Here is a 23838-nt window from a genome sequence, read left to right as displayed (position 1 = left end):
AACGCTCAGCGCTCGAAGCGATCGGGATCACCGGCACAAGGCCGGTGATGACGAAGGAGGTGCCGGTGGGACCCTGTCGAGCCAGCCTCTCAGGGCTTGCACGTCGAATCCCAGGCATTGGCCAGCGCCACATAACCTTCCACGGAGACGTTTTCCGCCCGGGCCGTCTCCTCGAGCCCTGCCGCCTCGATGATCGCGGCCGGCTCGGGGGCAATAGACTTCAGGCTCTGGCGCAGCATCTTCCGGCGCTGTCCGAAGGCCGCGCGGGTCACGGCTTCCAGGGCCCCGATGCGGCAGGGCAGCGGATCGGCCCTCGGGGTCAAATGGACCACGCTCGACGTGATCTTCGGCGGCGGCACGAAGGCCGAGGGGGGCACGTCGAACAAGATCCTGGCCTGCGTGCGCCAGCCGCAGAGAACCCCGAGCCGCCCGTAGTTCTTCGGATCGCTCTCGTCCGCGACGATCCGCTCGGCCACCTCGCGCTGGAACATGAGCGTGAGCGAGGCCCACCACGGCGGCCAAGCCTCACCGGTGAGCCAGCCGGTCAGCAGCGCCGTGCCCACGTTGTAGGGCAGGTTGGCGATGATCCGGACGAGCCCGTTGCCGGCCAGGGGACGCGGGTCGAATTGCAGGGCATCGGCCTCGACGACATTGAGCCGGCCGGGGTAGCGCTCGGCGATCTCGGCGAGCGCCGGCAGGCAGCGGGTGTCACGCTCGATGGCGATCACCTTCCCGGCGCCGGCCGCCAGGATGGCGCGGGTCAGGCCGCCGGGACCCGGGCCGACCTCGATGACGGTCGCGTCTTCCAGAGATCCCGCGGAGCGGGCGATCCGGCTCGTGAGGTTGAGGTCGAACAGGAAGTTCTGGCCGAGGGATTTCTTGGCCATCAGCCCGTGGGTGCGGACCACCTCGCGCAAGGGGGGAAGGTCGTCGATCTGGCTCATGCGCGCCCCAGCCGGGCGGCGAGCCTCAGGGCCGCCATGAGACTGTCGGGGCGGGCAATGCCCTTGCCGGCGATGTCGAACGCGGTGCCGTGATCGGGCGACGTCCGCACGAAGGGAAGCCCGAGCGTCACGTTGACCGCCTCGTCAAACGCGATGGTCTTGATCGGGATCAGGGCCTGATCATGATACATGGCCAACGCCGCGTCGTATCGGCCGCGTGCCCGGGCGTGGAACATGGTGTCGGCCGGCAGAGGGCCTGCCGCATCGATCCCCTCGGCGCGCAGGATGTCGACGGCCGGAACGATGATCCTGGCGTCCTCGGTTCCCATGGCGCCGTTCTCGCCGGCGTGAGGATTGAGCCCCGCGAGGGCGAGCCGTGGACGGTCGATTCCGAACCGGTCCCTCAGTTCGCGGGCCACGATCCGTCCGGTCAGGACGATCAGATCCGTGGTCAGGGCGGAGGGCACTTCCGAAAGGGAAATGTGAACCGTCACGGGGACGACCGCGAGCTGCTCGCTCCACAGCATCATCACCGGATGGCAGGTCTCGGCCCCGCCTTCCGCAGCGAGGGCCGCGAGATATTCCGTATGCCCCGGGTGCTTGAAGCCGGCATCGTAGAGAACGTGCTTGGCGATCGGGTTCGTCACGACGGCCGCCGCCGAACCGGCTCGAACGAGCCTCACGGCCCTGTCGATGGATTCGAGGACGGACGGAGCATGGGCCGGATCGGGACGTCCTGGCTCTGCCGACACCGCGACGCTCAGCGGCACGACGGGCAGTGCGTCGGAAAATGCGGATCGGATCTGTTCCGGCGCCACGGGCGCGATGGGAACGCTCCATCCGAACATGGCCGCGACCCGGGCGAGATGATCGGGATCGCCGAGAACGGCGAAGGGCGGCAGAGCGGCCCGATCCCTCTCGAGCCAAGCCCTCAGGCTGAGCTCCGGCCCGATTCCGGCCGGATCACCTTGGGTCAACAGAAGAGGGCGCTGGTTCACACCTGACACCGGGCCGCCGCCCCATCATTCATCGCTCGTGCCGCTCAGATTCTGAGTATAGCCCACCTCGCCGAGAGACCGGAACTCGAGGCTGAACGCGATCGTGTGGTTCTGGTTCTTCTCGCCCGAGTTGCGCACCACCTCACGCGGGGTCACGCTGTAGCTGACCGAGAAGGTCGTGCATTCGTCCATGTAGCCGAGGCCGAGAGACATGCCGCTGACATAGGCCGTATTGTCGCTCTCGTAGACGGCGTTCGGATTGGTCGTGAGCTGGGCGAGGTAGGTTTCACGCGCCAGCAGATAGCGGTCCAGATCCAGGAGAACCGAGCCCGTCACGTACCAGTTCGGCGAGATGTCCCACCGGGCCGAGCCGAGCAGACCCTCGCGGCGCAGCGGGAAGCCGATGGCGGGCTGCGCCGCATAATTGGCATAGGTCAGCGAGGTCGAGAGTGGCAGGTATGGATTGAAGTTCGCCCGGAAACCGGCCTCGATCCGGTTCACGTCGAAATCTTCCTGGTCGAAGCGCGCGCGGGTCACGAGCGCGAAATTCGCGTTCGGGGAGATCTGGAAGCGGCCCACGTAATCGGAGGCGCGCGAGTCGAGGCCGGAATCCAACCCGACATTGGCGAGGTCGGGCTGCCGGAACGAGTTGCGCCCTGCGATCTGGTAGGACTGGCCGAACAGCACGTTGGCGTAGAAATCGTCGGCGCCGGTCACGGTGTACTGGATGCCGACATTGGCCCGGACGCCACCCTCGACCCGGTCGTAGCCGGAGAACTTGTCCCAGTCGAACAGGGAGGTGTCATCGAAGACGAGGCTCTGAGCATCCTCGTTCGGGAGGCTGCCGATCCGGGTCTCGTTCGGCCGGGCGATCACCTGGGCGATCGGCTCGAGGATCTGCTTGCCGGAGGTTCCGAGGCTCGCGACGAACGGGTAGCGGTACTCGACGCCGACCGCCGGCATGCCCCGGAAGACGAAATCGTCGTCCGAGTCGAGGAAATTGCCGAGCTGAGCGTTCTGGTAACCCTTGAAATCGGGGTCGATCCAGATGTTGTCGGCCCTGACATAGGCGAACGGCGTCCAGACCTGGCCGATCGGGTCGACGAATTCACGGCGCCACGACGCCATGACCGATGCGCGCGAGGTCGTGCCGCTGATGCCGCGCACGAGGCAGGAGGCCGGATCGAAGACGATGCACGTCTGGGCCACGCCGAAATAGGTCGTATTGGCGATCGACAGCGGGTCGAACTGGGCGGCCTCGCGGGAGATGTGCGTCACGTTCACGTCGATGGCGGCCTCTCCGCCGATGGACGACGGGGTGAAGCGCTTGTTGTAGTCCAGGACCGGAGCCACGATGGGCTGCTGCTTCTGCCACTCGCTGCTCGACAGGGTCTGGAAGTAGTAGCCGCGCACGTCGAAGAAGGACCGGTCCCCCTGTCCCTGGAGGTACAGGGTCGAGATCGATTCCTTGATGTAGTACGAGCTGAGGCTCTCGCTGCGGATCTTGTAGTTCGTCAGGAACCACTTGTCCGAGAGCAGCGCGATGTCCCAGCCCCAGCGCCAGTTCTGGTTGATGTAGAACAGGCCGTTCGTCTCGAGGGAGCCGCGAAAGTCGCGGTTGCCCGCCCCGTAGGGAGGCGGGAGGAACGCGTCCGGCTCCTGCTGGAAGATGCCGGCAGCCCGGATGTTGTAGGTGCCGTTCTCGAGGCGGTGGCGCCACTCGGCCTGGCCCAGCACGCCCTGGCGGCTCAGGAAGGTCGGGCTGATCGTCAGGTCGTAATTCGGCGCGATGGCCCAGAAGAACGGGACGGAGCCGCCATAGCCGAGCGCGGTCGAATAGACGTAGCGCGGCGACAGGAAGCCGGTCTTGCGCTTCACCGTCGGGTCGGGGGTCCAGAAATAGGGCAGGTAGGCGACCGGGATGCCGAGGAGCTCAAGGGTCGCGTCCTCGTAATAGATCGTCCGCTCGCTGTTGTTGTGGATGATCTTCGCGGCCTTGACCTGCCAGAGCGGGGGGCGCTCCGGGTTGTCCTTGCAGGGCTCGCAGGCCGTATAGGTGCCGCGCTCGAACGTCGTGGTCTCGCCCTCGGCGCGCTCGGCACGCGGGGCCGAGAAGCGGGTCGTGAGGGGGCGACCCTGCTCGACGGTCGTCTGAACCACCCTCAGGGAATCGATGAAGCCGTTCTTGAAATCGTCCGTCAGCTCGAAGCGGTCGCCCGTCGCGACCGTACCGCTGGCGTCCGTGAGCCGGGCATTGCCTTCCGCAAAGACACGGCCGGTGTTCCGGTCGTAGGTGACCCGGTCGGCCTGGAGGGTCCGGCCCTGATAGTTCATCTGGACGTCGCCGGAGGCGGCGATCGTGTTTTTGTCGTTGTCGTAGACGATTTCCTTGGCGTCGACGAGAAGCCGGTCCTGGCCGGATCCGGACTGGGCGCGCCCGGCGATGGCCTCGTTCAGGGTCGCCTGGGCAAGCGCAGGCACAGACACAGCAGCCAGCAGAGCCGCTGCGATCGCAGACGTTGCGATCGTTGTCCTAAGCCGCCGCATCCCCACTCCTTCGCAAACCTTCTTGTCGAGGCCGGTTAGCCGTCCTCTTGGTGCAATAACGCCAAGGTCCCTAACAGACTGCCTACTACAGCCGGGAACCAGGCTGCAACAAGGGAGCTGATGATTCCCGAGGCGCCAAGCTCCGCCATTAGCTCCGTCGCGACATAAAGCACGAAGCCCGCAGCGACGCCACCCAGAACCATCATCGCTACACCGCCGAATCGAAAGAATCTTAACGATACGGATGCGGCGACGAAAACCATCGCGATGAACAGCAGCGGGCGGGCCAGAAGCAGGTCGTAATGGAGCCGGTAGGGCGTGACGTTGATGTCCGCCTGCTCCATGCGGTTGATCGTCTCCTTGAGGTCCCAGAACGGAACCGCGTCCGGATCGGTGAAGCTCTGTCGAACCTGCGAGGGCTGCAGGTTCGAGGCGATCAGGTAGCGGTCGTGCGCCTGGGGCTCCTCGGTGGCCGACAGGATGCGGGCATCCTTGAGCTCCCAGAAGCCCTCGTGCAGGGTCGCCTCCTTGGCTTCGACCCGGTGGGTGAAGACACCCGCGGGATCGAAGGCATAGACCGTGACGCCGAAGAGGGTCGCCGTATCCGCGTTGGAGCCGTCACCCCGGAGGATGGCCTGTCCGTCCTGGCTCCTCTGGCGGATCCAAATCGGCTTCTCGCGGGTTTGAACGGCCCGGGAGAAGATCTGCGTTTCCAAGGCAGTGCCGCGCTGCTTGAGGATCGCCGAGACCGGGTTGTAGACGGTCACGGACACGATGCCGATCAGCAGGGCGATCAGGAGGCCGGGCTGCAGGAACTGCCAGGCCGAGATACCGGCGGCCCGGGCCACGACCAACTCGAGCTTGCGGCTGAGCTGGAGGAGGGCCGCCATGCTGCCGAACAGCACCGCGAAAGGCATGACCTGCTCGGCGATGGCCGGCGTGCGGAACAGGGCCAATTGGGCGATCACCCCGGTCGTGGCGGCCGGGGCGTCGCCCGCCCGGCGCATCAGCTCCACGAAGTCGAGGGTGTAGACGAGACCGAAGACAGTCGCGAACACTAAGAAAATAGTCTTAATGAACTGTCGCGAGAAATAGAACCCGAGGGTGCGGCCGATCAGCATGGTCAGGCCTTCTGAGGTGCGGGGGAGCGTGACGGCAGCAGGTTGCGGATTGCGGCATGCAGCCTCGCCTGTGCGGACCGTATGGCCGGGCCCTTGAAGATGAGCAGCAGGCTCACCACGATGCCGGCGAGCGGGATGCCATACATGGCCACCACGGCAAACGGGGTTCGCGCCACCGCGCTCGATGCGGCAAAGCCCAGGATCCGCAAGAAAACAATGGCGACGACAGCCCCGGCCATGGCAATGCCCCGCCCCTGGCGGGTGGTTCGGGCCTCCCCGAGGGCCGCGAAGGCGATGATCATCATGGCGAGCGGGTAGAGCCAGGACGACAGCCGCTCGTGCAGCTCGGCCCGGAAGCGCCCCCGCTGCTCCTGGTAGATCAGTTCGTTCTTGTCGGGGAACAGGAGCTGGGTCGTGCTCCGCTCGCGCGGCTTGTAGATGACCTCGCCGCCCTCCTTGTTGAAGGCGGACAGGTCGACCGCATAGCGTTCGAAGGCCACGATCGATGAATCGCGGCTGTTCGGCTCCTTGCGCTGAACGCTGCCCTTCTGAAGCAAGAGATAGGCGTTTCCGCCCTGCTCGACGGTCTGGCCGCGCTCGGCCAGATACACGATGGCTTTGTCCTTCTCCCGGAGATCTTCCATGAAGATTCCCAGGAGGGCATCCCCCGAGCGTTCCCGGTAATGGAACGTGATGCCGCTATCGAGGGTGATGAACTGTCCCTCCTTGGCCATGGTGCCGACGAAATCGGCCCTGATCTTGGTGAACAGCTGGCGCATTTCCTGGAAACTGGCGGGCATCAGATAGAGCGAGATGATCGCCACCACGACGCACACGAAGGCAGCCAGGGCCAGGAAGGGGCGCAGAAGGCGCTGCGGCGGCATCCCGCCGGCGCTCATGACGATCAGCTCGGAATCGCCGTTGAGCTTGTTCAAGGTGTAGAGCGTCGCCAGGAACAGGGCGACCGGGGCGATGACGTTGATCAGCGCCGGCAGGGACAGGCCGGTTACGGTCAGGAAGATGAAGAAGGTCTGGCCCTTGCCGGTCAGCAGGTCGAGTTCGCGCAGGGCCTGCGTGATCCAGATCACGCCCGTCAGGGCGACGAGACACGCGGCGAAGGCATTGAATGTGTTCTTGAGGATGTAGCGTTCGAGAAGTGTCATGAAGCCCTTCGCCCCCCGGGCGGTGGAGCCCTGGGTATCCTGTCACATGATCTCAGGCAAGACGGCTGTTTTCAACAGATCGGGATTGCGCCGTTTTCACGACCGCTTCCCCGTGCCTTAACCCGCCATATGATATATGTCCCCAGGCGTCAGCGTCGCAGCCGGCCTGAAGACCGGCGATGTGCATCACAACAAAGAGGATTTCATGGCCGACAGCTTCAAGATCGACTTCCAGCCCCACGGCAAGGTCGAAACCGGCGACCTCATCGTCTTCGTCGGGGAGGATCTCAAGCCCTCCGACGCGGTTGCGCGGCAGATAGGCTCGGAGGCCGTCGATCTCATCGCGAAGGCTGCGGCTGCCGAAAAGTTCAAGGGCAAGGCGAAATCCGCGATGTCCATCGTCGTCCCCACGGGCCTGTCCGTCGACAGGCTGATCGTGATCGGCCTCGGCGGCGAGAAGGACCGGGCCAACCTCGACTTCGTTCAGCTGGGCGGCCTGGTTGCCGGAAAGGCGAACGGCAAGGTCGCGACGGTGGTGCTGGATCTGCCCGAGACCGAGATCACGCCGGACGCGGTCGCCGATGTCGCGCTCGGCGCGCAGCTGCGCCGATACAGCTTCGATCGCTACAAGACCAAGAAGGACGACAACGGGGCCGATGCCGGCCGCCTCGTCCTGAGCGTGGCCGACCCCGCCGCCGTCAAGAAGATCTACAAGGCCCGTGAGGGTCTCCAGCAGGGCGTGGTCATCGCCCGCGACCTCGTCAACGAGCCGCCGAACGTGCTTGGCCCCGAGGAATTCGCCGCCCGGGCTCAGGCTCTCACCAAGCTCGGCGTGGAGGTGGAGATCCTCGACGACAAGGCCATGCGGAAGCTCGGCATGCAGGCGCTCCTCGGCGTCGCGCAGGGCTCGGTGCGCGGCGGCCGGGTCGCCATCATGCGATGGAACGGCGGCAAGACCGGCGACAGCCCCATCGCGTTCATCGGCAAGGGCGTGGTGTTCGACTCGGGCGGCATCTCGATCAAGCCCGGCGCCGGCATGGAGGACATGAAGGGCGACATGGCCGGGGCGGCCTGCGTGGTCGGCCTCATGCATGCGCTCGCCAGCCGCAAGGCCAAGGCGAACGTGGTCGGGGCTATCGGCCTCGTGGAGAACATGCCCGACGGGAATGCGCAAAGGCCCGGCGACATCGTCACCACCATGTCCGGCCAGACCATCGAGATCATCAACACGGACGCCGAGGGGCGTCTCGTGCTGGCCGACGTGCTCTGGTACGTGCAGGACCGCTTCAAGCCGAAATTCATGATCGATCTCGCGACACTGACGGGCGCGATCCTCGTGGCCCTGGCCCAGGAATATGCCGGTCTCTTCTCCAACGACGACGAGCTGGCCGAGCGCCTGACGGCCGCCGGCAAGGCGACCGGCGAGCGCGTGTGGCGCATGCCGCTCGGGCCGGAATTCGACAAGATGATCGATTCCAAGTTCGCCGACATGAAGAACTCGGCGGGCCGCTTCGGCGGTTCGAGCACGGCGGCGGCTCTGCTCCAGCGCTTCGTCAACGACGTGCCCTGGGCCCATCTCGACATCGCCGGCACGGCCATGGGCTCGCCGGCCACCGAGATCAACAAGGGCTGGAGCTCCGGCTGGGGCGTGCGCCTGCTCGACCGCCTCGTGCGCGACCATTACGAGGCCTGAGAATGCGGCCGACAAGGACCTCGCACGCCTTGCAACCCCGAGCACCCGCAAGGGATCGTGATCATCGATGACCGAGGTCCTTTTCTACCACCTTCAGCATCAGCCCCTCGAGGCCGTGCTGCCCACGCTCCTGCAGAAGACCCTGGAGCGGGGCTGGCGCGGGGTCGTGCAGGTGACGACGGAGGAGCGCATGACCGCGCTCGACGATCACCTGTGGACCTTTGCCGACGAGAGCTTCCTGCCGCATGGGACGGACCGCGAGGCCCATGCGGCGGACCAGCCCATTCTCATTACCCTGTCCGGGGACAATCCCAACGGCGCCTCGATCCGGTTCCTCGTGGAGGGCGCCGATCTGCCGGAGAACGCCTCCTCCTACGAACGGCTCGCGATCCTCTTCGACGGCAACGACATCCAGGCCCTGGCCTTCGCCCGCGACCAGTGGCGCGCCGTGAAGGAGGGCGGCCACGACGCGACCTACTGGCAGCAGGACGAGCGCGGACGCTGGCAGCGGAAGGCGTGAGGATCGTCCTCGGACGCCATCATCCTGCGGGATTTGCCAAGGGGCCCGTCATTGCAAGGGGCCCTCAGGGCCGTCGCGATCATGTGAAGCGCGGCGCTCTTCCTCGCCGCCCTCCGTCTATCCTGACACTCACCCCGTCATGGCCGGGCTTGTCCCGGCCATCTCAGAGTCTTTCCATCACCCTCGGGGTCATGGCCGGGCTTGTCCCGGCCATCCCGATTGGAAGAGCAGAGCGCCTTACGGGTCGGGATCACCGGCACAAGGCCGGTGATGACGTGGCAGGGTCTGCGCAACGATGTGTTCTCACTTTGTTCTTGACAAAAGTGCCAAGCTAAGCTATATCGTTGGATAGATCGGTTCCTTCGAGGGGCGCGCTCGCGAGGCGTCGCAAGTGTGGGAGCCGGCACGGTCCTGCGACAGGCTTCGCACCCCTGGGCGCGCAGGAGGCCGACCTTGGGCTCTGCCCAGCTGGTCCGCCTGAAAAGAACCGTGCGCGACGAGCAGCTTGGCTCTCGCTTATCACCTCAGACATCGAGCCGGGCTGCCACTCGCGCCACCCTCGATCATCCTGAAGGCTCGCAGCGCAAGCTGCGGGCCCACAGGTGCTGGCTCTTTGACATCAGCATCGCCGCAGCCGTCCTGAGATCCTCTCACGTCATGGCCGGCCCTGTGCCGGCCATCCCGATCCGGAAGAGCGCCGCACCTCAGACAATCGAGATCACCGGGACAAGCCCGGTGATGACGGGAGAGGATCAGGACGGGCCATCCCGATCCGAACAGGCGCGGCGCTTCAGACAAGCGGGAACATCGGCGGAAGGCCGGTGATGACGGAGAAGGGCGGGAGGGCGGTCCGCCTGACCCGCGGTATGAGGTCGGATTGAGGCGCGGCACAGTACACGAAGACTTCATCGCCGCGGAACTTGCCGTGGCCGGGGGGCTCTCCAGTTTCAGGGAGGCCGAAAGGAACTCCCGATGACCCGAGCGACGCGTCTTCCTCTCTATGCTGCCCTTGTCCTGACCCTGGCGATGCCCCTCGGCGCCGGTGCGCAGGAGCAGGCAGGCAACCGGGAGCAGTCCCAGGGCCAGCAGGAGGCGCGTCGGTCGCGGCCGGAGGCCAGGGAGACGCAGGCCCTGCCGCCGGAATCGGTGACGCGGCACAGCCTTCAGCTGCCGGGTCGGACCCTGTCCTTCACCGCCACCGCCGGGCATCTGACGCTGACGGATCCGCAGGGCACGCCGCAGGCCGAGATCGGGTTCGTCGCCTATACCCGGGACGATGCGGATCCGGCGACCAGGCCCGTGACGTTCGCGGTGAACGGCGGGCCCGGCGCGTCCTCGGCCTATCTGCATCTTCTCGCGGTCGGTCCCTGGCTCCTGCCGATGGACGGGCCGACGATCAGCCCCTCGGCGTCTCCGGCTCTCGTGCCGAATGCCGAGACCTGGCTCGACTTCACGGATCTCGTGTTCATCGACCCGCCTGGCACCGGCTACAGCCGCGTGGTCGGGGGCGACCCGGTGCGTGAGCGCTTCTATTCCGTTGCGGGAGACATCGACGGGATCGCCGCATTCGTCACGCGCTGGCTGAAAGAGAAGAACCGGCTCGTCTCGCCGAAGTTCTTCGTCGGCGAGAGCTACGGCGGCTTCCGCGGACCGCTGCTGGCTCAGAAGCTGCAGAACGACCAGGGCGTCGGCTTCAGCGGCCTCGTGCTCGTCTCGCCGGTCTTCGACTTCGACTGGCTCGAGCAGGGGACCGCCGGGGCGCCGTGGACCTATTCGGCCCTGCTGCCGTCCCTGGCCGCCGCGAAACTGTCCCGCACCGGGCCGGTGTCCCGGGAGGCGCTCGGGAGCGCGGAGGCTTACGCGTCCGGCGAATACCTCGTGGACCTCATGCGGGGCCTGCGGGACAAGGAGGCCGTCGACCGGATCAGCCGGCGCGTGGCGGAGTTGAGCGGGCTTGATCCCGAACTGACCCGTCGCCTGGCCGGACGCATCGACATGCGCACGGTCCAGCGCGAGCTCCGGCGCGGATCGTCCGAAATCGTCAGCGCCTACGACACCAACGTGGCCATCGCGGACCCCAACCCGTCATCGCAGTCTTCCCGCTTCGACGATCCCGTGCTCGATGCCATGACGGCGCCCCTGTCGAGCGCCATCATCCAACACCTGGCCCAGACCCTGAACTACAAGGCGGACGGGCGCTACAACCTGCTGAACGGATCGGTCAACGGCGCATGGCGCTGGGGCGGCGGCCGCAACGGTCCCGAAAACCTCGACGAGCTGCGCCAGGCCCTCTCTCTCGACGGCAGGATGCGCGTGCTCGTCACGCACGGCTTCACCGACCTGGTGACGCCCTATTATGCCTCCCAGCTGCTCCTGAACCAGCTGCCCGAGCTCGGTCCCCAGCCGCGTGTGACGCTGAGTGTTTACGAAGGCGGCCACATGTTCTATTCGCGGCAGGCGTCGCGGCAGGCCTTCAAGGCCGATGTGCAGCGCCTCTTCGACGAGGCCCTGCAGGCGAGGGCCGTGGACAACAGGGATTGATGGGAATGCATGTGAAGGTTCTCTCGAGCGTCGCTTTCGTCGCGCTGGTTCTGGCGGCCTGCACCAGCACGGGCAGCGCGCCACCGGCTCCTGCTGTGGCGATCGCTCCGGCGCCGGCCGTCACCCCGGGGCCCGTCATCGATGGGCCTACCCTGGGACCGGACGGTCGCTGCACCGTCACGGGATTCGGCCGGGCGACCACCATCGAGCCCGGGATCACCGAGTGCGACCTCGTGCGCCTGAAAGGCAAGCCGGCGACGGATGTGCTGGTCGGCGAGAGCGGCAAGGGCCAGCGCGAGGTCCAGGTGCTCTATTCCGAGCCCGGCGGCCGTGAGCTGTACTTCTTCGTGAACAACCGGCTCGACCGGATCGTGAAGCCCTGATCCTACCTTGACGCAACGGCCGTGGCCGCTTCACCGGCCGCCCGGCGGAGCCGGCCCGACGGCAATGTCGAAATGCAGCACCTCCTCGCGGGTGCCGAGCTTTTCGTAAAGGGCAATGGCGGGCTCATCGCCGTAATCGGCCTGCACGTAGACGACCCAGCCCCCGCGCTGGGCGGCGATCCCGCGCAGGTGCTCGATGAGCGCGGTGGCGACATGCCGACGGCGATGCGCCACATGGACCGCGAGGTCGTAGATGTAGAACTCCCGTCGCGCCTTCTCGAACTTCTCGAGCTCGTAGGAGACGAGCCCGCCCAGCACGTCGCCGCCCGACAGCGCCACGAGAACGACGACGTTTTCCTTGGCGAGAAGTCCTTCCAGATAGGCGTCGCTCGGCGGCTCGGACGCATAGGAGGCGGGATCGTCGAATGCAACGGCGAACAACGCGTTCAGCTTGCGCAGAAGCGGGACGTCACCGGGTCCGAGACGGCGGATGGGGAGCGGGATCGACGACATGGCTTCACCATAGGGCAGCGGGGGCGTCCAGGGCATTCCCTCCGGAGCCGGCGATGCCTCGGGTTTCTGACGCGAGATCGAACGTCAGACGGGGCGCCTGACGCGATTTTCCGTGCGGGAGGTCGCGCGATCGTAGAGATGTCGGATGTCGTCGAGGCTGCGGATCGCCGGGCCGGAGCGCCTTTGAATGACCGCGCTCAATTGCCGGAACTTGTCGTCGGACCAGTCCTCGATCACGAGGGCAACGGCCTTTTTGAGAGGAAGCGTCGCGACCTTCACGGGCAAAAGGTCGGCATTCCGGGACGGTCTGCCGATGGCAAACAGATCGACGATCTCTTCGAGATCATGAGCAGCGGTCACAATCCTCTCCATGGGGGCCCGGGCTGGCGCGATCACGGGCAGAGGAATGTCGCAGTTCGCGACGTGAACCTTCAAATGACCATAGGAGGTAAGCAACAGCCATCATGGGCATCGGCCTTTCCGGCGCTCGAAAGCGGGTGACCTCGTCAGCGCCAGACGCACGGGAAGGGAGCCAGCGGATCGTTGTCGTTGCCCGGCTCGACCTCCCGGGCTCTGAAGGGAGCAAGCGGCACGAAGGCCCGTGAGAAGAGCCTTGCCGTGCAGTAGGACATCACCTGATTCATCCAAGCCTCCATCAAAGGCAGCAGAAGGCTACCGTAGGGAAAGCTGGACAGATGTGCTGTCCCGCACGCGATATTACCTTACGGCATCATTACCTAACCGCATGCTGCGCCAGGAACGCCGCGCGCTTCCAATGCAACCGGGCTTTCGATTTGATCGGCGGGCGGGTCGCATTGTCGTTGACGGCGGAAGCCGAACTCTCGGTCAGATGGGCCAGCGGCAAAAGACCCACCTCGAAGACTTTGTCGGTGCAGGCGGAAATTTGGATCCTCATCGGTCAGCCTCCCCCATAAGGCTCTTTCGAGAATACGTTCCTGCTCCGATTCTGCGCGGGCCCCGAGTAGGTAACTCTGGAGCCCTGCGGGGGTAGGTAGGAGGAGGTACGGGTCGGATTGCCGTGCCCGCACCCGGATCCTCGACCGAGAGGACCGGCTGAGCCGCGTCTTTTCTCAGTAGACGTCGTAGCGCCGGACGGGCCGGTCATAACCGCCATCGTCCCTGAAATCACGGTCGTACCCGCGGTCGTAGCCCCGCCGCGGCGGAGGCCCCCGATAACCGTCGTCGCGCCAGCGGTCGCCGCGGTCGTATCCACGTGCGACGAACGCGCAGCGCTTCGGGACACCCGGTGCGGGATCGCCGAAGACCCGGTTCGAGCATGGGATGCCACGTTCGCGAACGAACATTTCCGCGCTCCGTCCGGGAACGCCGTAAATGACGCGGGTGGGGTAGGGAACGCGGCAGAATTCGTGTTCCCGCGCGCAGGGCACCAGGCTCTGAGCCTGTGCCGCCGGCACCGTCCCGAAGAGTGCACCGGTGGCCAGCACCGCCGTTGCCAATACTGCGCGAAGCATGTCTCGTTCTCCATCGTGAGGTCGTCAATATACGGGGCGGAGGATGAACGATGTTATAACGCCTTGTTCAGGGGCGATTGTCCGGCTCGCGGGCAACGCCTCGAGCCGCGACGATCACCATGGAAAGCGTCCACCGCGGGATGGGATCCGGTCCGCGGTCGAAAAATGCGGGACGGGGAAGCCCGCTACGCTCCGGCCTCTTCGATCTCGCTGCTGAGCGTCAGCCATTCTTCTTCGACGGAGGCCAGGGTCGCGGCGGCTTCGGCGCGCATTCTGGACAACTCGGTGGCCTTCGCCGGATCCTTCTGGAAGGCGGTGCCGTCGGCGAGCGCGGCGTCGATCTTGCCGATCACGTCCGTGAGCTTCGCCATTCGACCCTCGACCCCTTCCAGCTTCTTGCGCAGCGGTGCCAGGGCCACCCGTCGCTCGGCGGCGGCACGACGCTCCTCCACCTTGGAGGCGCCGGGTGCCAGTGGCTTGTCGGAACGTCTCTGCGGATCGAGATCGCCGGACAGCACGAGCTGACGGTAATCGTCCATGTCGCCGTCGAAGGGCTTCACGCCGCCGCTGCCGACGATCCAGAGTCGGTCCGCACAGGCTTCGATCAGAAAGCGGTCGTGGCTCACGAGGATGACCGCGCCCGTGTAGTCGTTGATCGCTTCCATCAGAGCCGTGCGGCTGTCGATGTCGAGATGGTTCGTCGGCTCGTCGAGGATCAGCAGGTGAGGGCCGTCGAAAGCCGCCAGTCCCATGAGCAGGCGCGCCTTCTCGCCACCCGACAGGGCGGACACCGGGGTGTCCGCCTTTGCACTCGGAAAGCCGATCTGTGCAGTCCGGGCCCGAATTTTGGCGACCGGCGTGTCGGGCATCCGCTCGGCGACGTGGTCGTAGGCCGTCGCCTTGGGGTTCAGCTCGTCGAGCTGGTGCTGGGCGAAATAGGCCACGTCCATGCGGCTGGGCGTGCGCATCTCGCCCTTCATGGGCGCCAGCCTGCCGCCGATGAGCTTGCAGAAGGTGGATTTGCCATTGCCGTTCGAGCCAAGAAGCGCGATCCGGTCGTCCGGCGCGATCGTCAGGTTGAGGCGATCGAGCACGATCCGCTCGCCGTAGCCGACGGCGCCGCCTTCGACCGTGATCAGCGGCGGCGCCGCGGGGCGTTCCGGGCCGGGCAGGTTGAAGGGCAGCACGTCGTCTTCCACGATGGTCGCGATGGGCTCCAGCTTGGCGAGGCGCTTGACGCGGGATTGCGCCTGACGGGCCTTGGATGCCTTGGCCTTGAAGCGGTCGACGAAGGCCTGGAGATGCTTGCGCTCGGCCTCCTGCTTGGCGGCCATCTTGGCCGTCAGCTCGCGCTTTTCCGCGAACTGCTTGGCAAACGACGTGTAGCCGCCGCGATAGATCGCGAGCTTGCCCCGGTCGAGATGGAGGATGTGGTTGACGCAGGCGTCGAGGAGCTCTCGGTCGTGGCTGATGACCAGCACCGTGTGCGGGTAGCGTCCGAGATAATCGTAAAGCCAGAGGGTGCCCTCGAGGTCGAGGTAGTTGGTCGGCTCGTCGAGGAGCAGCAGGTCCGGTTCGGTGAAGAGCACGGCGGCGAGCGCCACGCGCATGCGCCAGCCGCCGGAGAAATCCGAGCAGGGCCGGTTCTGAGCCTCGGCATCGAAGCCGAGCCCGTGCAGGATCGCGGCGGCGCGGGCGGGTGCCGAATGAGCCCCGATATCGGTGAGCCTGGTCTCGATCTCCGCCCGGCGGAGGCCGTCCGCCGTCTCGGCCTCGACTAACAGGGCGCTGCGCTCCCTGTCGGCCGCGAGCACGACGTCGATCAGGGATTCGGGCCCGCCGGGAGCTTCCTGGGCGACCGCGCCGATCTTCATGCCGCGGGGAAGGGTGACGCTGCCGCTCTCGGTGGCGAGCTCGCCTTGGATGATCTTGAACAGGGTGGTCTTGCCCGCGCCATTGCGCCCGACCAGCCCCACCTTCGCGCCGGTGGGCAGGTTGAAGGAGGCGTGGTCGAGGATCAGCCGGTCGCCGATGCGGTAGGTTAGGTCGTTGACGTGAAGCATGCCGCCTTTTGGCGCGGGACGGCGGCTCTGGCAAGGTCCCGGTCCTGGGCCGCGACCGGACGCCACCTAGCCTGAATCGCTAGTGACAAGACCCGCAATGCCTGGGAAAGGGGTGGATCAAATGACATACTGGCTATGGAAAATATGTGCTATAGCCAAGGATAGCATTCAGGGGGAGAGGACCGATGGCGCGGCTCGCCGGGATTAAGCTTTTCAAAGGGCTGGACATCGACCTGGAGCGGTTCGAGGCGCGGGCCAACTGGCGCCGCTTCGATCCCGAGGAGGTTCTGGTCGACTTCGACGAGCCGTCCACGGACGTTTACTTCCTCCTCTCGGGCGAGGTCCGGGTCCTCATGCGCACGGCCTCCGGCAAGGAGGTCATCCTCTATGAGATGAGGCCCGGCGACCTGTTCGGGGAGCTGGCGGCGCTCGACGGGGTGCCGCGTTCGGCCAATGTGACGGCGCTGACCCGCGGGGAGGCCTGCGTGATGCCCGCCACCGTCTTCAAGGAGCTCCTTTTCTCCCATCAGCCTATCGCCGAGCGGTTGTTCTGCCTCATGGCGTCCCGCATCCGCGAGCTGAACGCCCGGTTCATGGAACAGACTGTGCTCGATCTCCGGCACAGGCTCTATTCGGAGCTCCTGCGGCTGTCGACGCCCCGTCAGGACCGGTCGGGGGAGCGGGTCATCACCCCGCCGCCCTTCCACCACATCGTGGCGGCCCGGATCGGCTGCCGGCGCGAGCAGATCACGCGCGAATTCACGATGCTGACCCAGGAAGGCTTGATCGAGCGCACGCGCGGCGCCCTGATCCTGCGGCAGCCGGACGTGCTCAAAGCGCGCGTAGCCGAGGCGATGCAGACGGATCACTAACCGGCTCCTTTGGTCCATAGGCCGCGAAGAAGACCCGAAGCGCGTGCTCAACGTTCTTCTGGATCTCGGCTTCCGTCGGCGGTTCTCCGACCGAGAAGAGCAGGCGGCGCAGCATGCCCGACACGCAGAGATCGAGAAAATGCTGGGCGGCCACGTGGGTATCCTCGATGGACAACCGGCCCGCTTCGACCTGCCGGTCGAAATAGGCGCCGAGGCGGGCGAGCCCCTGGCACGGGCCGGCCTCATAGAAGGCCTGTCCCAGATGAGGGAACTTCTCGGCCGCGCCCATGACCATGCGGATCGAGGAGATGTGTTCAGGCTTGCCCATGCGGCGCAGATAGCCCAGGCCAAGCGCCTTCAGAACGCTGCGGACGTCAGGATCATTCGCATCGAGCTTGAACAGAACCTCGGCCAGCCCCTGCTTCTCCTCCGTGGTCAAAGCGGCGAAGAGGCGTTCCTTGCTGTCGAAATAGACGTAGAGGGTGCCCTTCGACACCCCGGCGACCTTGGCGATTTCGCCCATGCTGGCGCCGTCGAAGCCCTCAGCCAGGAAGACCTTGCGGGCGCCCTCCAGGATCTGGCGGCGCTTCGAGTTCTCCGGGCTCTCGTCGGTCGGAGAGGAAAGTGCCTGATCTCGGGTGCTGTCATGCACGGCGCTCATAGCTTCTCTTGTATCCTTTTTCGTTAGCGCTATTGACCGAACGGTTCGGTCAACTCATATATGGCAGGTGACTGGCAGATATCAAGTCTGCAACGATAAGCCCGAACCATCTCGAACAACGGGCTTTAAGTTGGCTTGCAGAGGTTCACATGGCTTATCGGGACGAGTTTGAGCAGGGCGCCAAGGAGCGCCTCGAGACGGCTAAGGGCGGGCAGCCCGTTCAGGCGCCCGAGCCTGTTCAGGCCCAGCCTAAGGCCGCCGAGCCCAAGGCACGGAAGAAGGGTTTCGGCAAGAAGCCCGTGATCCTCGCCATCCTGGCGGCCGCTCTGGGATTCGGCGGCTATGAGGGCTACCATTGGTGGACGGACGGGCGCTTCATGGTCTCGACCGACGACGCCTATGTACAGGCGGACATCACGATCCTGTCGGCCAAGATCTCCGGCTACGTCGCCTCCGTGGCCGTCACGAACAACCAGAGCGTCAAGGCGGGCGACCTGATCGCCAAGATCGACGATGGCGATTATGGTCTTGCCCTCCAGTCGGCCAAGGACAAGCTTGCGACCCAGCGGAGCGCCATCGTGCGCCTCGGGCGCCAGATCGAAGCGGGCCGCGCCTCGGCGCTGCAGGCGGAGTCGCAGGTGGTCAGCGCGCAGGCCGAGGCCGAGCGCGCCGAGGGTGACTATGCCCGTCAGCAGCAGCTCGCCCGGTCCGACTACACCAGCCGCGCCGCGCTCGAGAACGCCAAGGCTGCCCGTGACCGAGCCAATGCCGACGTCAAGAGCGCCCAGGCGGCGGTGGCGGCGGCTCAGGCCAATGTCGAGGTTCTCGCTGCTCAGAAGAACGAGGGCGAGCGGCTTGCGGCCGAGTATCAGACCGCCGTCGACAAGGCCGAGCGGGATCTCTCCTTCACGGAGATCCGCGCGCCCCTCGACGGCATCATCGGCAACAAGGCCGTGGAGGTCGGCACCTATGTCCAGCCCGGCGCGCGCCTGGCGGCTCTCGTTCCGCTGACGAGCGTCCATGTGGATGCCAACTTCAAAGAAACGCAGCTCGCGTCCCTGAAGCCCGGCCAGAAAGTGCATGTGAAGGTCGATGCCTTCCCGGATTCCGACATCGTCGGTACCGTGGAGAGCGTGTCGCCCGCCGCCGGCGCGGTGTTCAGCCTGCTGCCGCCGGAGAATGCCACCGGCAACTTCACCAAGATCGTCCAGCGCGTGCCCGTCCGGGTCACCGTCAATCCCGAGGTGGCCCAGCAGGGTCTGCTGCGCCCGGGCCTGTCGGTGGTGGTCGACGTGGATACCCGCACCGGCGCTGACGCCGCCAAGACGGCTAGCATCAAAGAGTAGGAACTATGGCCGCATCGGCTGCTGTTCAAGCAAAGCCTCAAGGCATGCCGGCCGCGAAGCCGGCGCCGCTCGACCGGCGCCGGACATTCGCGTTCTTCTGCATGGTCTTCGGCATGTTCATGGCGATCCTGGACATCCAGATCGTCTCGGCTTCGCTCGCCGAGATCCAGGCGGGCCTCTCGGCCTCGTCCGAGGAAATCTCCTGGGTGCAGACGAGCTACCTGATCGCCGAAGTGATCATGATCCCGCTTTCGGGCACGCTCTCGCGCGTGCTCTCGACCCGCTGGATGTTCGTGATCGCGTCCGGCGGCTTCACTGCCATGAGTTTCATGTGCGCGACCGCGACGAACATCGAGCAGATGATCGTCTACCGCGCCCTGCAGGGCTTCATCGGCGGCGGAATGATCCCGACCGTCTTCGCCTCCGCCTTCACGATCTTCCCGCCCGAGAAGCGGCCCGTGATCTCGCCGATCATTGGCCTCGTGGCGACGCTCGCGCCGACGATCGGCCCGACCCTCGGCGGCTATCTGACGGATCTCTTCTCCTGGCATTGGCTGTTCCTGGTCAACATCGTGCCGGGCATCTTCGTGACCGTTTCGACCTATCTGCTTGTCGATTTCGACGAGCCCGACCTCAGCCTGTTCAAGAGCTTCGACTGGGTGGGCCTCGGCTGCATGGCGGCCTTTCTCGGTAGTCTGGAATACGTGCTGGAAGAGGGGCCCAACAACGAATGGTTCCAGGACGAGGCGGTGCTCATCCTCGCCATCGTGTGCGCTGTCGGGGCGATCGGCTTCTTCTACCGCGCCTTCACGGCCAAGCAGCCGATCGTGGACCTGCGCGCCTTCACTGACCGCAACTTCCTGGCAGGCTCATCCTTCAGCTTCGTCATGGGCATTGGCCTCTATGGCCTAACCTATCTCTACCCGGTTTATCTGGCGCGGGTGAGGGGCTATTCGTCCCTGCAGATCGGCGAGACCATGTTCGTGACCGGGGCCACCATGTTCCTCATGGCCCCGGTGGCGGGGATGCTGTCCCGCAAAATGGACCCGAGGCTCATGATGGCCATCGGTTTCGGCGCCTTCGCGTTCGGCACCTGGCAGATCACGGGCCTGACCAAGGACTGGGACTTCTGGGAGCTGTTCGTGCCGCAGATCTTCCGCGGCGTCGGCCTCATGATCTGCATGGTGCCGATCAACAACATCGCTCTCGGCACCCTGCCACCGGACCGGATCAAGAATGCGTCCGGCCTCTACAACCTGACCCGTAATCTCGGCGGCGCCGTCGGCCTCGCGGTGATCAACACCCTGCTGAACAACCGCCTCGACCTGCATCTCCAGCGCCTGCGCGAGAGCGTCAGCTGGGACAGCTCCCGGGCGTTGGAGACCCTCAATGCCCTAACCATGAGGTTCCAGGGGCTCGGCACGGATGCCAATGCGGCGGCGATCAAGACCATGTCGAACATGGTCAGGAAGGAAGCGCTCGTCATGTCCTTCGCCGACGTGTTCCTGCTCCTGACCGTGCTGTTCCTGGGCCTGATCTGCGCCTTGCCCTTCATCGAAAAGCCTCGTGCCGCGCCAGCAGGCGGCGGCGGGGGGCATTAGCTAAACCTCCAAAACTTAAGCCCGGCTCTCGAACCGGGCTTTTTTTATCGTCCGGATGCCTTCAGCCTGAGCCTGCGCAGCAGGACATAGACCTTCTCCACCGCTCCGGGTCCGCACGATGCGCTATCGTCGATCCTGCTCCGACGTCACGGTCGAACCCTGAGCCTGCGGGGTTGTTCCCGTTGCCGGGACATCCGCAGGACGGGCCTGCGTATCAACGCTCACCACCACCGACATGCCCGGCACCAGTCGGTCCGTGAGCGCCTGGCCGGGATCGATGGCGATCCGCACCGGCACCCGTTGTGCCACCTTGGTGAAGTTGCCGGTGGCGTTGTCGGTCCTGATCACGCTGAATTCGGAACCGGCGGCGGGCGAGAAGCGCTCAATCCGCCCGGCGAGCTGCGCATGCTCCAGAGCGTCGACCGTGAAGGTGACAGGCTGGCCGACCCGCATGCCCGGAAGCTGGGTTTCCTTGAAGTTGGCGACGACCCAGATCCGCTCGGGCACGAGGGCGAGCAGCTGCGTGCCGGCCGATACGTATTGACCGACGCGCGCGCCGACCTCGCCGAGGCGCCCGTCCTCAGGAGCCACGATGCGCGTGTTCTGCAGGTCGATCTCGGCCAGCCGGACGGCGGCCTCGGCGCCCTGAACGACCGCCTCGAGGGATTGGCGGTTGACGAGGGTGGATGCAAGATCCTGGCGCGAGACGGTCAGCGCCGCCTCGGCCTGGTGCAGGGCGGCAGTCGACTGGTCGAAGCCGGCCCGGGCCTGATCGGCCTGGCTCTGCGTCGCGACCCCCCGTTCCAGGAGCGGCGAAATCCTGTTCCAGTTCGCTTCCGCGGCATTCAGAGCCGCCCGACTGCTGTCGACCTGGGCTTGGCTCGATTCGATCCGTGCCCGGTCCGAGCGCTCCTTCTGCTCGGAATTGGACAGGGCCGCCCGCTGGCTGGCCAGGGTGGCTTTCGCCTGCTCGAGCTTCTGCGCGAAGATCCGGTCGTCGATCTTCACCAGGAGCTGCCCCGCCTTTACACGCTGGAAGTCCTGCACGGCCACTTCGGCCACGTAGCCGGCAAGCTGAGGCGCAATCACCGTGATCTGTCCCCTGACATAGGCATTGTCGGTGGTCGCGACCGAGCTCGTGAAGGGCGGGAGACGCCAGGCATAGAGCACGAGGGCGACACCGGCGATACCGATGATCACGGCAATGAGGGAGGCGGTGGATCGAAAGAACTTGGTCATGATGATTTTAACTGACGGCCGGTTGCGGTTCGGGTGAGAGGCTCTTGCGGATCGCACGGATCCCGAGATGGAGGATCATCGCCGCGAGCGTGAAGGCGGCCGCGAGAGCAATGGCCAGGAAAGCGTCATTGTAGGCGAGCACGGTCGCCTCCCGGGTGACCTGCTGGCCCAGGAGCGCCACGCCCTCCGCGTTGAGCAGGGATCGATCCGTGATGACGCGGCCGTAGGTCCCGGCCAGTTGCGCAATACGTTGAGAGACGAGTGGGTTCGTCGAAGCAAGGTGGTCGACCAGGTCCTGGAGATGAAATCGAGTCCGCCAGGTGATGAAGGTGCCGACGAGGGCTGATCCGATCACGCCACCGAGGCTCTGCGTCGTCAGGAAGACGACGATGAAATTCAGGATGAAGGTCGGCCCCCGCTGCAGGGCCAGCGCCAGCCCTGTCGCCATGGCGGGAGGCAGGAACAGGACCCCAGCTGCCGCGATCAGCGCCTGGCTCACGTACATCTGCTCAGGCCTTGTGAGGCTCGTTGCGTTGCTGTCCATGAGTGCGCCGATCAGCAGCAGGACCAAGGCGACCATCTGAGCGGCTGTCTCGCGGCCGGGCTTGACGAGAAGGATATAGCCCAGGCCGGCCGTGATGGAGGCCCCGATCACCACCAGGGACAGGACTGTCATCTGCTCGTTTTGCAGTCCTAGGGACTGGAAGAACGTGAAGGCGCCGGCCGTCTGTTCCGACATGAGAAGCCGGAAGATCATGAGGGTGCCGGCGAGATGCAGGATCTCTTTCTGGGCAAGCCATCGGATATCCAGAAAGGGCGTCTCGCGGTTGAGCTCGATCGCGACCGCGCAGGTGAGCGAAGCGAGGCCGAGGGCGAGCATGACCCCGAGCCAGGGCGCTTCGAACCACCAGTAGACCCTTCCCAGCACGAACACCATGGCGATGAGACCGAAGCCGACGGCAATGAAAAGATAGCTGACGACGTCGAGCCAGTGGATCACCTTGGCACGCGGCGGAGGCGTCAGGGGCAGGAGGTACACGGCCGCGAAGGCCATCATGGCGAGGGCGATCTCGAACAGATACAAACCATGCCAATCGCCGAGCATCAGGAGGTCCGGCGAGATCAGGCGGGCCAACGGGGCGCCCAATGCGATGTTCGTGAGGACGAGGGGCTGGCCGACGCTCAGCTTCTTGGCCGGGGGCAGCGGCTCCAGCATGTACAGGAAGGCGAGCGTCGAGATGGGCGAGGCTGCGATGCCGCTGAAGAAGCGCACGATGAGGGCCGATTGCAGGTCCCGCACGAAGATGTGCAGCAGCATCACGAGGACGAACACGAGAATGCTCAGCTCCGCGAAGTTGCGAAGCCCGAACTGTGCCCTGACCTTCACAAGGATCAGCGACAGGCTCACATTGGGCGCCATATAGGCGGCGATCAGCCAGGTGACTTCATTCGTTGTGGCGCCGAGCGGCCCCTGAAGCTGAGGGAGGTTCGCCGCAGCAAGGTTCATCCCCAGTCCTTGAGTGAGTGACAGGAGAAGGGACGTCAGCATGTAGAGCGCCGCCCGGGACCAAGGCATGGGAGTTGGCGCGGGCGGGGCGGGTGCCGCCTGCGGCTCGACCGGCTTCGAAGCGGTTACGGCGTCGGAGCCATGGGGAGAACTGTCGTCGGAGGTCGCTGTCACCGAATGCACACTATCTTCAGCCGGCGGATTCGATATTCCGCACCATGGCGTGGAAAACGCGGAGGGCTGCCTTGAGATCGTCCTCGCTGGTCTCTTTCAGGACATCGCTACGGAACTCCTGAACGAGAATGTTCACGTAGGCGGCCTGTTCCTGTCCCGCTTCCGTGAGGGCGATCTGCTTGGCGCGCCTGTCGCCGTCCACCGGTCGGCGCTCGATCAGAGCCTGCTTCTCAAGGCTGTCGAGAAGGGGGACCAGGGTCGGGCCCTCGATCTCCAGCAGGTCTGCAAGTTCCGTCTGTGTCATGCAGCCGTTCCTTCCCAGGAGCATCAGGGCTCGTGCGCGCGCCAGGGTCAGACCTTTGGCTCGGACCCGAGCGTCGAAGAGGGTGCGCATCTTCCGGCTGACCTTCCAGATCTCCTCGGAAAAAGCCGCCTTGGCAGGAGTCGTCATGAGCAACT

22 protein-coding genes are annotated in these 23838 nt (G+C 65.5%); 7 read left to right on the top strand and 15 right to left on the bottom strand.

Going from position 1 to position 23838, the window contains the following annotated elements:
* Window positions 1-89: 89 nt before the first annotated feature.
* The 5 genes from rsmA to lptF are packed head-to-tail and all read right to left on the bottom strand — an operon-like array spanning window position 90 to window position 6773.
* Entirely contained in the window at window positions 90-944 is an 855-nt protein-coding gene (gene rsmA, locus HPT29_RS16010; protein ID WP_173946431.1) for a 16S rRNA (adenine(1518)-N(6)/adenine(1519)-N(6))-dimethyltransferase RsmA, read from the bottom strand.
* Window positions 941-1942 (bottom strand): 4-hydroxythreonine-4-phosphate dehydrogenase PdxA, encoded by a 1002-nt coding sequence (gene pdxA, locus HPT29_RS16005; RefSeq protein ID WP_259060077.1) that lies wholly within the window; start codon window positions 1940-1942, stop codon window positions 941-943. The genes rsmA and pdxA overlap by 4 nt, the downstream gene beginning before the upstream one ends.
* Before the next feature lie 24 nt (window positions 1943-1966).
* Window positions 1967-4489, bottom strand: coding sequence for an LPS-assembly protein LptD (locus HPT29_RS16000; protein ID WP_173946433.1), 2523 nt, complete (start codon window positions 4487-4489; stop codon window positions 1967-1969).
* A gap of 35 nt (window positions 4490-4524) precedes the next feature.
* A complete protein-coding gene (gene lptG / locus HPT29_RS15995) occupies window positions 4525-5610 on the bottom strand; it encodes an LPS export ABC transporter permease LptG (protein WP_173946434.1) in 1086 nt (361 codons plus the stop codon).
* Between the two features lie 2 nt (window positions 5611-5612).
* A complete protein-coding gene (lptF, locus tag HPT29_RS15990; protein ID WP_173946435.1) occupies window positions 5613-6773 on the bottom strand; it encodes an LPS export ABC transporter permease LptF in 1161 nt (386 codons plus the stop codon).
* A gap of 205 nt (window positions 6774-6978) precedes the next feature.
* Here lptF and HPT29_RS15985 point away from each other — a divergent pair, with 205 nt between their 5' ends.
* The 4 genes from HPT29_RS15985 (at window position 6979) to HPT29_RS15970 (ending at window position 11910) form a co-directional block, all read left to right on the top strand.
* Window positions 6979-8466 carry a leucyl aminopeptidase gene (locus HPT29_RS15985; RefSeq protein ID WP_173946436.1) on the top strand — a complete coding sequence of 496 codons (1488 nt, stop codon included), beginning with the start codon at window positions 6979-6981 and terminating at the stop codon, window positions 8464-8466.
* Between the two features lie 67 nt (window positions 8467-8533).
* The gene (locus HPT29_RS15980) at window positions 8534-8986 is read left to right on the top strand and encodes a DNA polymerase III subunit chi (RefSeq protein WP_173946437.1); all 453 of its coding nucleotides are present in this window, start codon (window positions 8534-8536) and stop codon (window positions 8984-8986) included.
* Between the two features lie 972 nt (window positions 8987-9958).
* The gene (locus tag HPT29_RS15975; RefSeq protein WP_173949112.1) at window positions 9959-11527 is read left to right on the top strand and encodes a S10 family peptidase; all 1569 of its coding nucleotides are present in this window, start codon (window positions 9959-9961) and stop codon (window positions 11525-11527) included.
* Window positions 11527-11910, top strand: a complete 384-nt coding sequence (locus HPT29_RS15970) for a hypothetical protein (RefSeq protein WP_173949113.1) — start codon at window positions 11527-11529, stop codon at window positions 11908-11910. Before HPT29_RS15975 ends, HPT29_RS15970 begins: the two co-directional genes overlap by 1 nt.
* 30 nt (window positions 11911-11940) lie before the next feature.
* Here the strand turns inward: HPT29_RS15970 and HPT29_RS15965 are convergent, their stop codons facing one another.
* The 6 genes from HPT29_RS15965 to HPT29_RS15940 all read right to left on the bottom strand — a co-directional run bounded on the left by HPT29_RS15965 (window position 11941) and on the right by HPT29_RS15940 (window position 15979).
* Window positions 11941-12423, bottom strand: a complete 483-nt coding sequence (locus HPT29_RS15965; RefSeq protein WP_173949202.1) for an AAC(3)-I family aminoglycoside N-acetyltransferase — start codon at window positions 12421-12423, stop codon at window positions 11941-11943.
* 84 nt (window positions 12424-12507) lie between these two features.
* Entirely contained in the window at window positions 12508-12783 is a 276-nt protein-coding gene (locus HPT29_RS15960; protein ID WP_259060074.1) for a hypothetical protein, read from the bottom strand.
* Between the two features lie 146 nt (window positions 12784-12929).
* Window positions 12930-13067 carry a hypothetical protein gene (locus HPT29_RS15955; protein ID WP_173949114.1) on the bottom strand — a complete coding sequence of 46 codons (138 nt, stop codon included), beginning with the start codon at window positions 13065-13067 and terminating at the stop codon, window positions 12930-12932.
* Window positions 13068-13156: 89 nt separating this feature from the next.
* Window positions 13157-13339, bottom strand: coding sequence for a hypothetical protein (locus HPT29_RS15950; RefSeq protein ID WP_173949115.1), 183 nt, complete (start codon window positions 13337-13339; stop codon window positions 13157-13159).
* A gap of 175 nt (window positions 13340-13514) precedes the next feature.
* Window positions 13515-13916: a hypothetical protein gene (locus HPT29_RS15945; protein ID WP_173949116.1), complete on the bottom strand. Its 402-nt coding sequence runs from the start codon at window positions 13914-13916 to the stop codon at window positions 13515-13517.
* 185 nt (window positions 13917-14101) lie between these two features.
* A complete protein-coding gene (locus tag HPT29_RS15940; protein WP_173949117.1) occupies window positions 14102-15979 on the bottom strand; it encodes an ABC-F family ATP-binding cassette domain-containing protein in 1878 nt (625 codons plus the stop codon).
* Window positions 15980-16164: 185 nt separating this feature from the next.
* Between HPT29_RS15940 and HPT29_RS15935 the strand changes: the two genes are divergently transcribed.
* A complete protein-coding gene (locus HPT29_RS15935; RefSeq protein WP_173949118.1) occupies window positions 16165-16851 on the top strand; it encodes a Crp/Fnr family transcriptional regulator in 687 nt (228 codons plus the stop codon).
* On the opposite strand, the gene HPT29_RS15930 is transcribed toward HPT29_RS15935, so the two are convergent.
* Window positions 16811-17512, bottom strand: a complete 702-nt coding sequence (locus HPT29_RS15930) for a TetR/AcrR family transcriptional regulator (RefSeq protein WP_173949119.1) — start codon at window positions 17510-17512, stop codon at window positions 16811-16813. The two genes, HPT29_RS15935 and HPT29_RS15930, sit on opposite strands and share 41 nt — an antisense overlap.
* 149 nt (window positions 17513-17661) lie before the next feature.
* On the opposite strand from HPT29_RS15930, the gene HPT29_RS15925 reads away from it, so the two are divergent.
* Together HPT29_RS15925 and HPT29_RS15920 are read left to right on the top strand one after the other, a co-directional pair.
* Window positions 17662-18858 carry an HlyD family secretion protein gene (locus HPT29_RS15925; RefSeq protein ID WP_173949120.1) on the top strand — a complete coding sequence of 399 codons (1197 nt, stop codon included), beginning with the start codon at window positions 17662-17664 and terminating at the stop codon, window positions 18856-18858.
* 5 nt (window positions 18859-18863) lie between these two features.
* Window positions 18864-20459: a DHA2 family efflux MFS transporter permease subunit gene (locus HPT29_RS15920; protein WP_173949121.1), complete on the top strand. Its 1596-nt coding sequence runs from the start codon at window positions 18864-18866 to the stop codon at window positions 20457-20459.
* A 123-nt stretch (window positions 20460-20582) separates the two neighbouring features.
* Here the strand turns inward: HPT29_RS15920 and HPT29_RS15915 are convergent, their stop codons facing one another.
* From HPT29_RS15915 to HPT29_RS15905, 3 genes are all read right to left on the bottom strand, one after another.
* The gene (locus HPT29_RS15915) at window positions 20583-21698 is read right to left on the bottom strand and encodes an HlyD family secretion protein (RefSeq protein WP_173949122.1); all 1116 of its coding nucleotides are present in this window, start codon (window positions 21696-21698) and stop codon (window positions 20583-20585) included.
* A gap of 7 nt (window positions 21699-21705) precedes the next feature.
* A complete protein-coding gene (locus HPT29_RS15910; protein WP_173949204.1) occupies window positions 21706-23274 on the bottom strand; it encodes an MFS transporter in 1569 nt (522 codons plus the stop codon).
* Between the two features lie 121 nt (window positions 23275-23395).
* Window positions 23396-23830: a MarR family winged helix-turn-helix transcriptional regulator gene (locus HPT29_RS15905; protein WP_173949123.1), complete on the bottom strand. Its 435-nt coding sequence runs from the start codon at window positions 23828-23830 to the stop codon at window positions 23396-23398.
* Window positions 23831-23838: the final 8 nt, after the last annotated feature.

The organism is Microvirga terrae, from assembly GCF_013307435.2.
GTDB lineage: Bacteria > Pseudomonadota > Alphaproteobacteria > Rhizobiales > Beijerinckiaceae > Microvirga > Microvirga terrae.
Note: the sequence above shows the minus strand (reverse complement) of the source record. Positions and strands in the feature narration are given on the sequence as shown.

Excerpts from the sequence above, each read along its gene's own strand:
- rsmA (WP_173946431.1), bottom strand. The coding sequence starts at position 944 with ATGAGCCAGATCGACGACCTTCCCCCCTTGCGCGAGGTGGTCCGCACC.
- HPT29_RS16000 (WP_173946433.1), bottom strand. The coding sequence starts at position 4,489 with ATGCGGCGGCTTAGGACAACGATCGCAACGTCTGCGATCGCAGCGGCT.
- lptG (WP_173946434.1), bottom strand. The coding sequence starts at position 5,610 with ATGCTGATCGGCCGCACCCTCGGGTTCTATTTCTCGCGACAGTTCATT.
- lptF (WP_173946435.1), bottom strand. The coding sequence starts at position 6,773 with ATGACACTTCTCGAACGCTACATCCTCAAGAACACATTCAATGCCTTC.
- HPT29_RS15985 (WP_173946436.1), top strand. The coding sequence starts at position 6,979 with ATGGCCGACAGCTTCAAGATCGACTTCCAGCCCCACGGCAAGGTCGAA.
- HPT29_RS15980 (WP_173946437.1), top strand. The coding sequence starts at position 8,534 with ATGACCGAGGTCCTTTTCTACCACCTTCAGCATCAGCCCCTCGAGGCC.
- HPT29_RS15975 (WP_173949112.1), top strand. The coding sequence starts at position 9,959 with ATGACCCGAGCGACGCGTCTTCCTCTCTATGCTGCCCTTGTCCTGACC.
- HPT29_RS15970 (WP_173949113.1), top strand. The coding sequence starts at position 11,527 with ATGGGAATGCATGTGAAGGTTCTCTCGAGCGTCGCTTTCGTCGCGCTG.
- HPT29_RS15965 (WP_173949202.1), bottom strand. The coding sequence starts at position 12,423 with ATGTCGTCGATCCCGCTCCCCATCCGCCGTCTCGGACCCGGTGACGTC.
- HPT29_RS15955 (WP_173949114.1), bottom strand. The coding sequence starts at position 13,067 with ATGAATCAGGTGATGTCCTACTGCACGGCAAGGCTCTTCTCACGGGCC.
- HPT29_RS15950 (WP_173949115.1), bottom strand. The coding sequence starts at position 13,339 with ATGAGGATCCAAATTTCCGCCTGCACCGACAAAGTCTTCGAGGTGGGT.
- HPT29_RS15945 (WP_173949116.1), bottom strand. The coding sequence starts at position 13,916 with ATGCTTCGCGCAGTATTGGCAACGGCGGTGCTGGCCACCGGTGCACTC.
- HPT29_RS15940 (WP_173949117.1), bottom strand. The coding sequence starts at position 15,979 with ATGCTTCACGTCAACGACCTAACCTACCGCATCGGCGACCGGCTGATC.
- HPT29_RS15935 (WP_173949118.1), top strand. The coding sequence starts at position 16,165 with ATGGCGCGGCTCGCCGGGATTAAGCTTTTCAAAGGGCTGGACATCGAC.
- HPT29_RS15930 (WP_173949119.1), bottom strand. The coding sequence starts at position 17,512 with ATGAGCGCCGTGCATGACAGCACCCGAGATCAGGCACTTTCCTCTCCG.
- HPT29_RS15925 (WP_173949120.1), top strand. The coding sequence starts at position 17,662 with ATGGCTTATCGGGACGAGTTTGAGCAGGGCGCCAAGGAGCGCCTCGAG.
- HPT29_RS15920 (WP_173949121.1), top strand. The coding sequence starts at position 18,864 with ATGGCCGCATCGGCTGCTGTTCAAGCAAAGCCTCAAGGCATGCCGGCC.
- HPT29_RS15915 (WP_173949122.1), bottom strand. The coding sequence starts at position 21,698 with ATGACCAAGTTCTTTCGATCCACCGCCTCCCTCATTGCCGTGATCATC.
- HPT29_RS15910 (WP_173949204.1), bottom strand. The coding sequence starts at position 23,274 with ATGCCTTGGTCCCGGGCGGCGCTCTACATGCTGACGTCCCTTCTCCTG.
- HPT29_RS15905 (WP_173949123.1), bottom strand. The coding sequence starts at position 23,830 with ATGACGACTCCTGCCAAGGCGGCTTTTTCCGAGGAGATCTGGAAGGTC.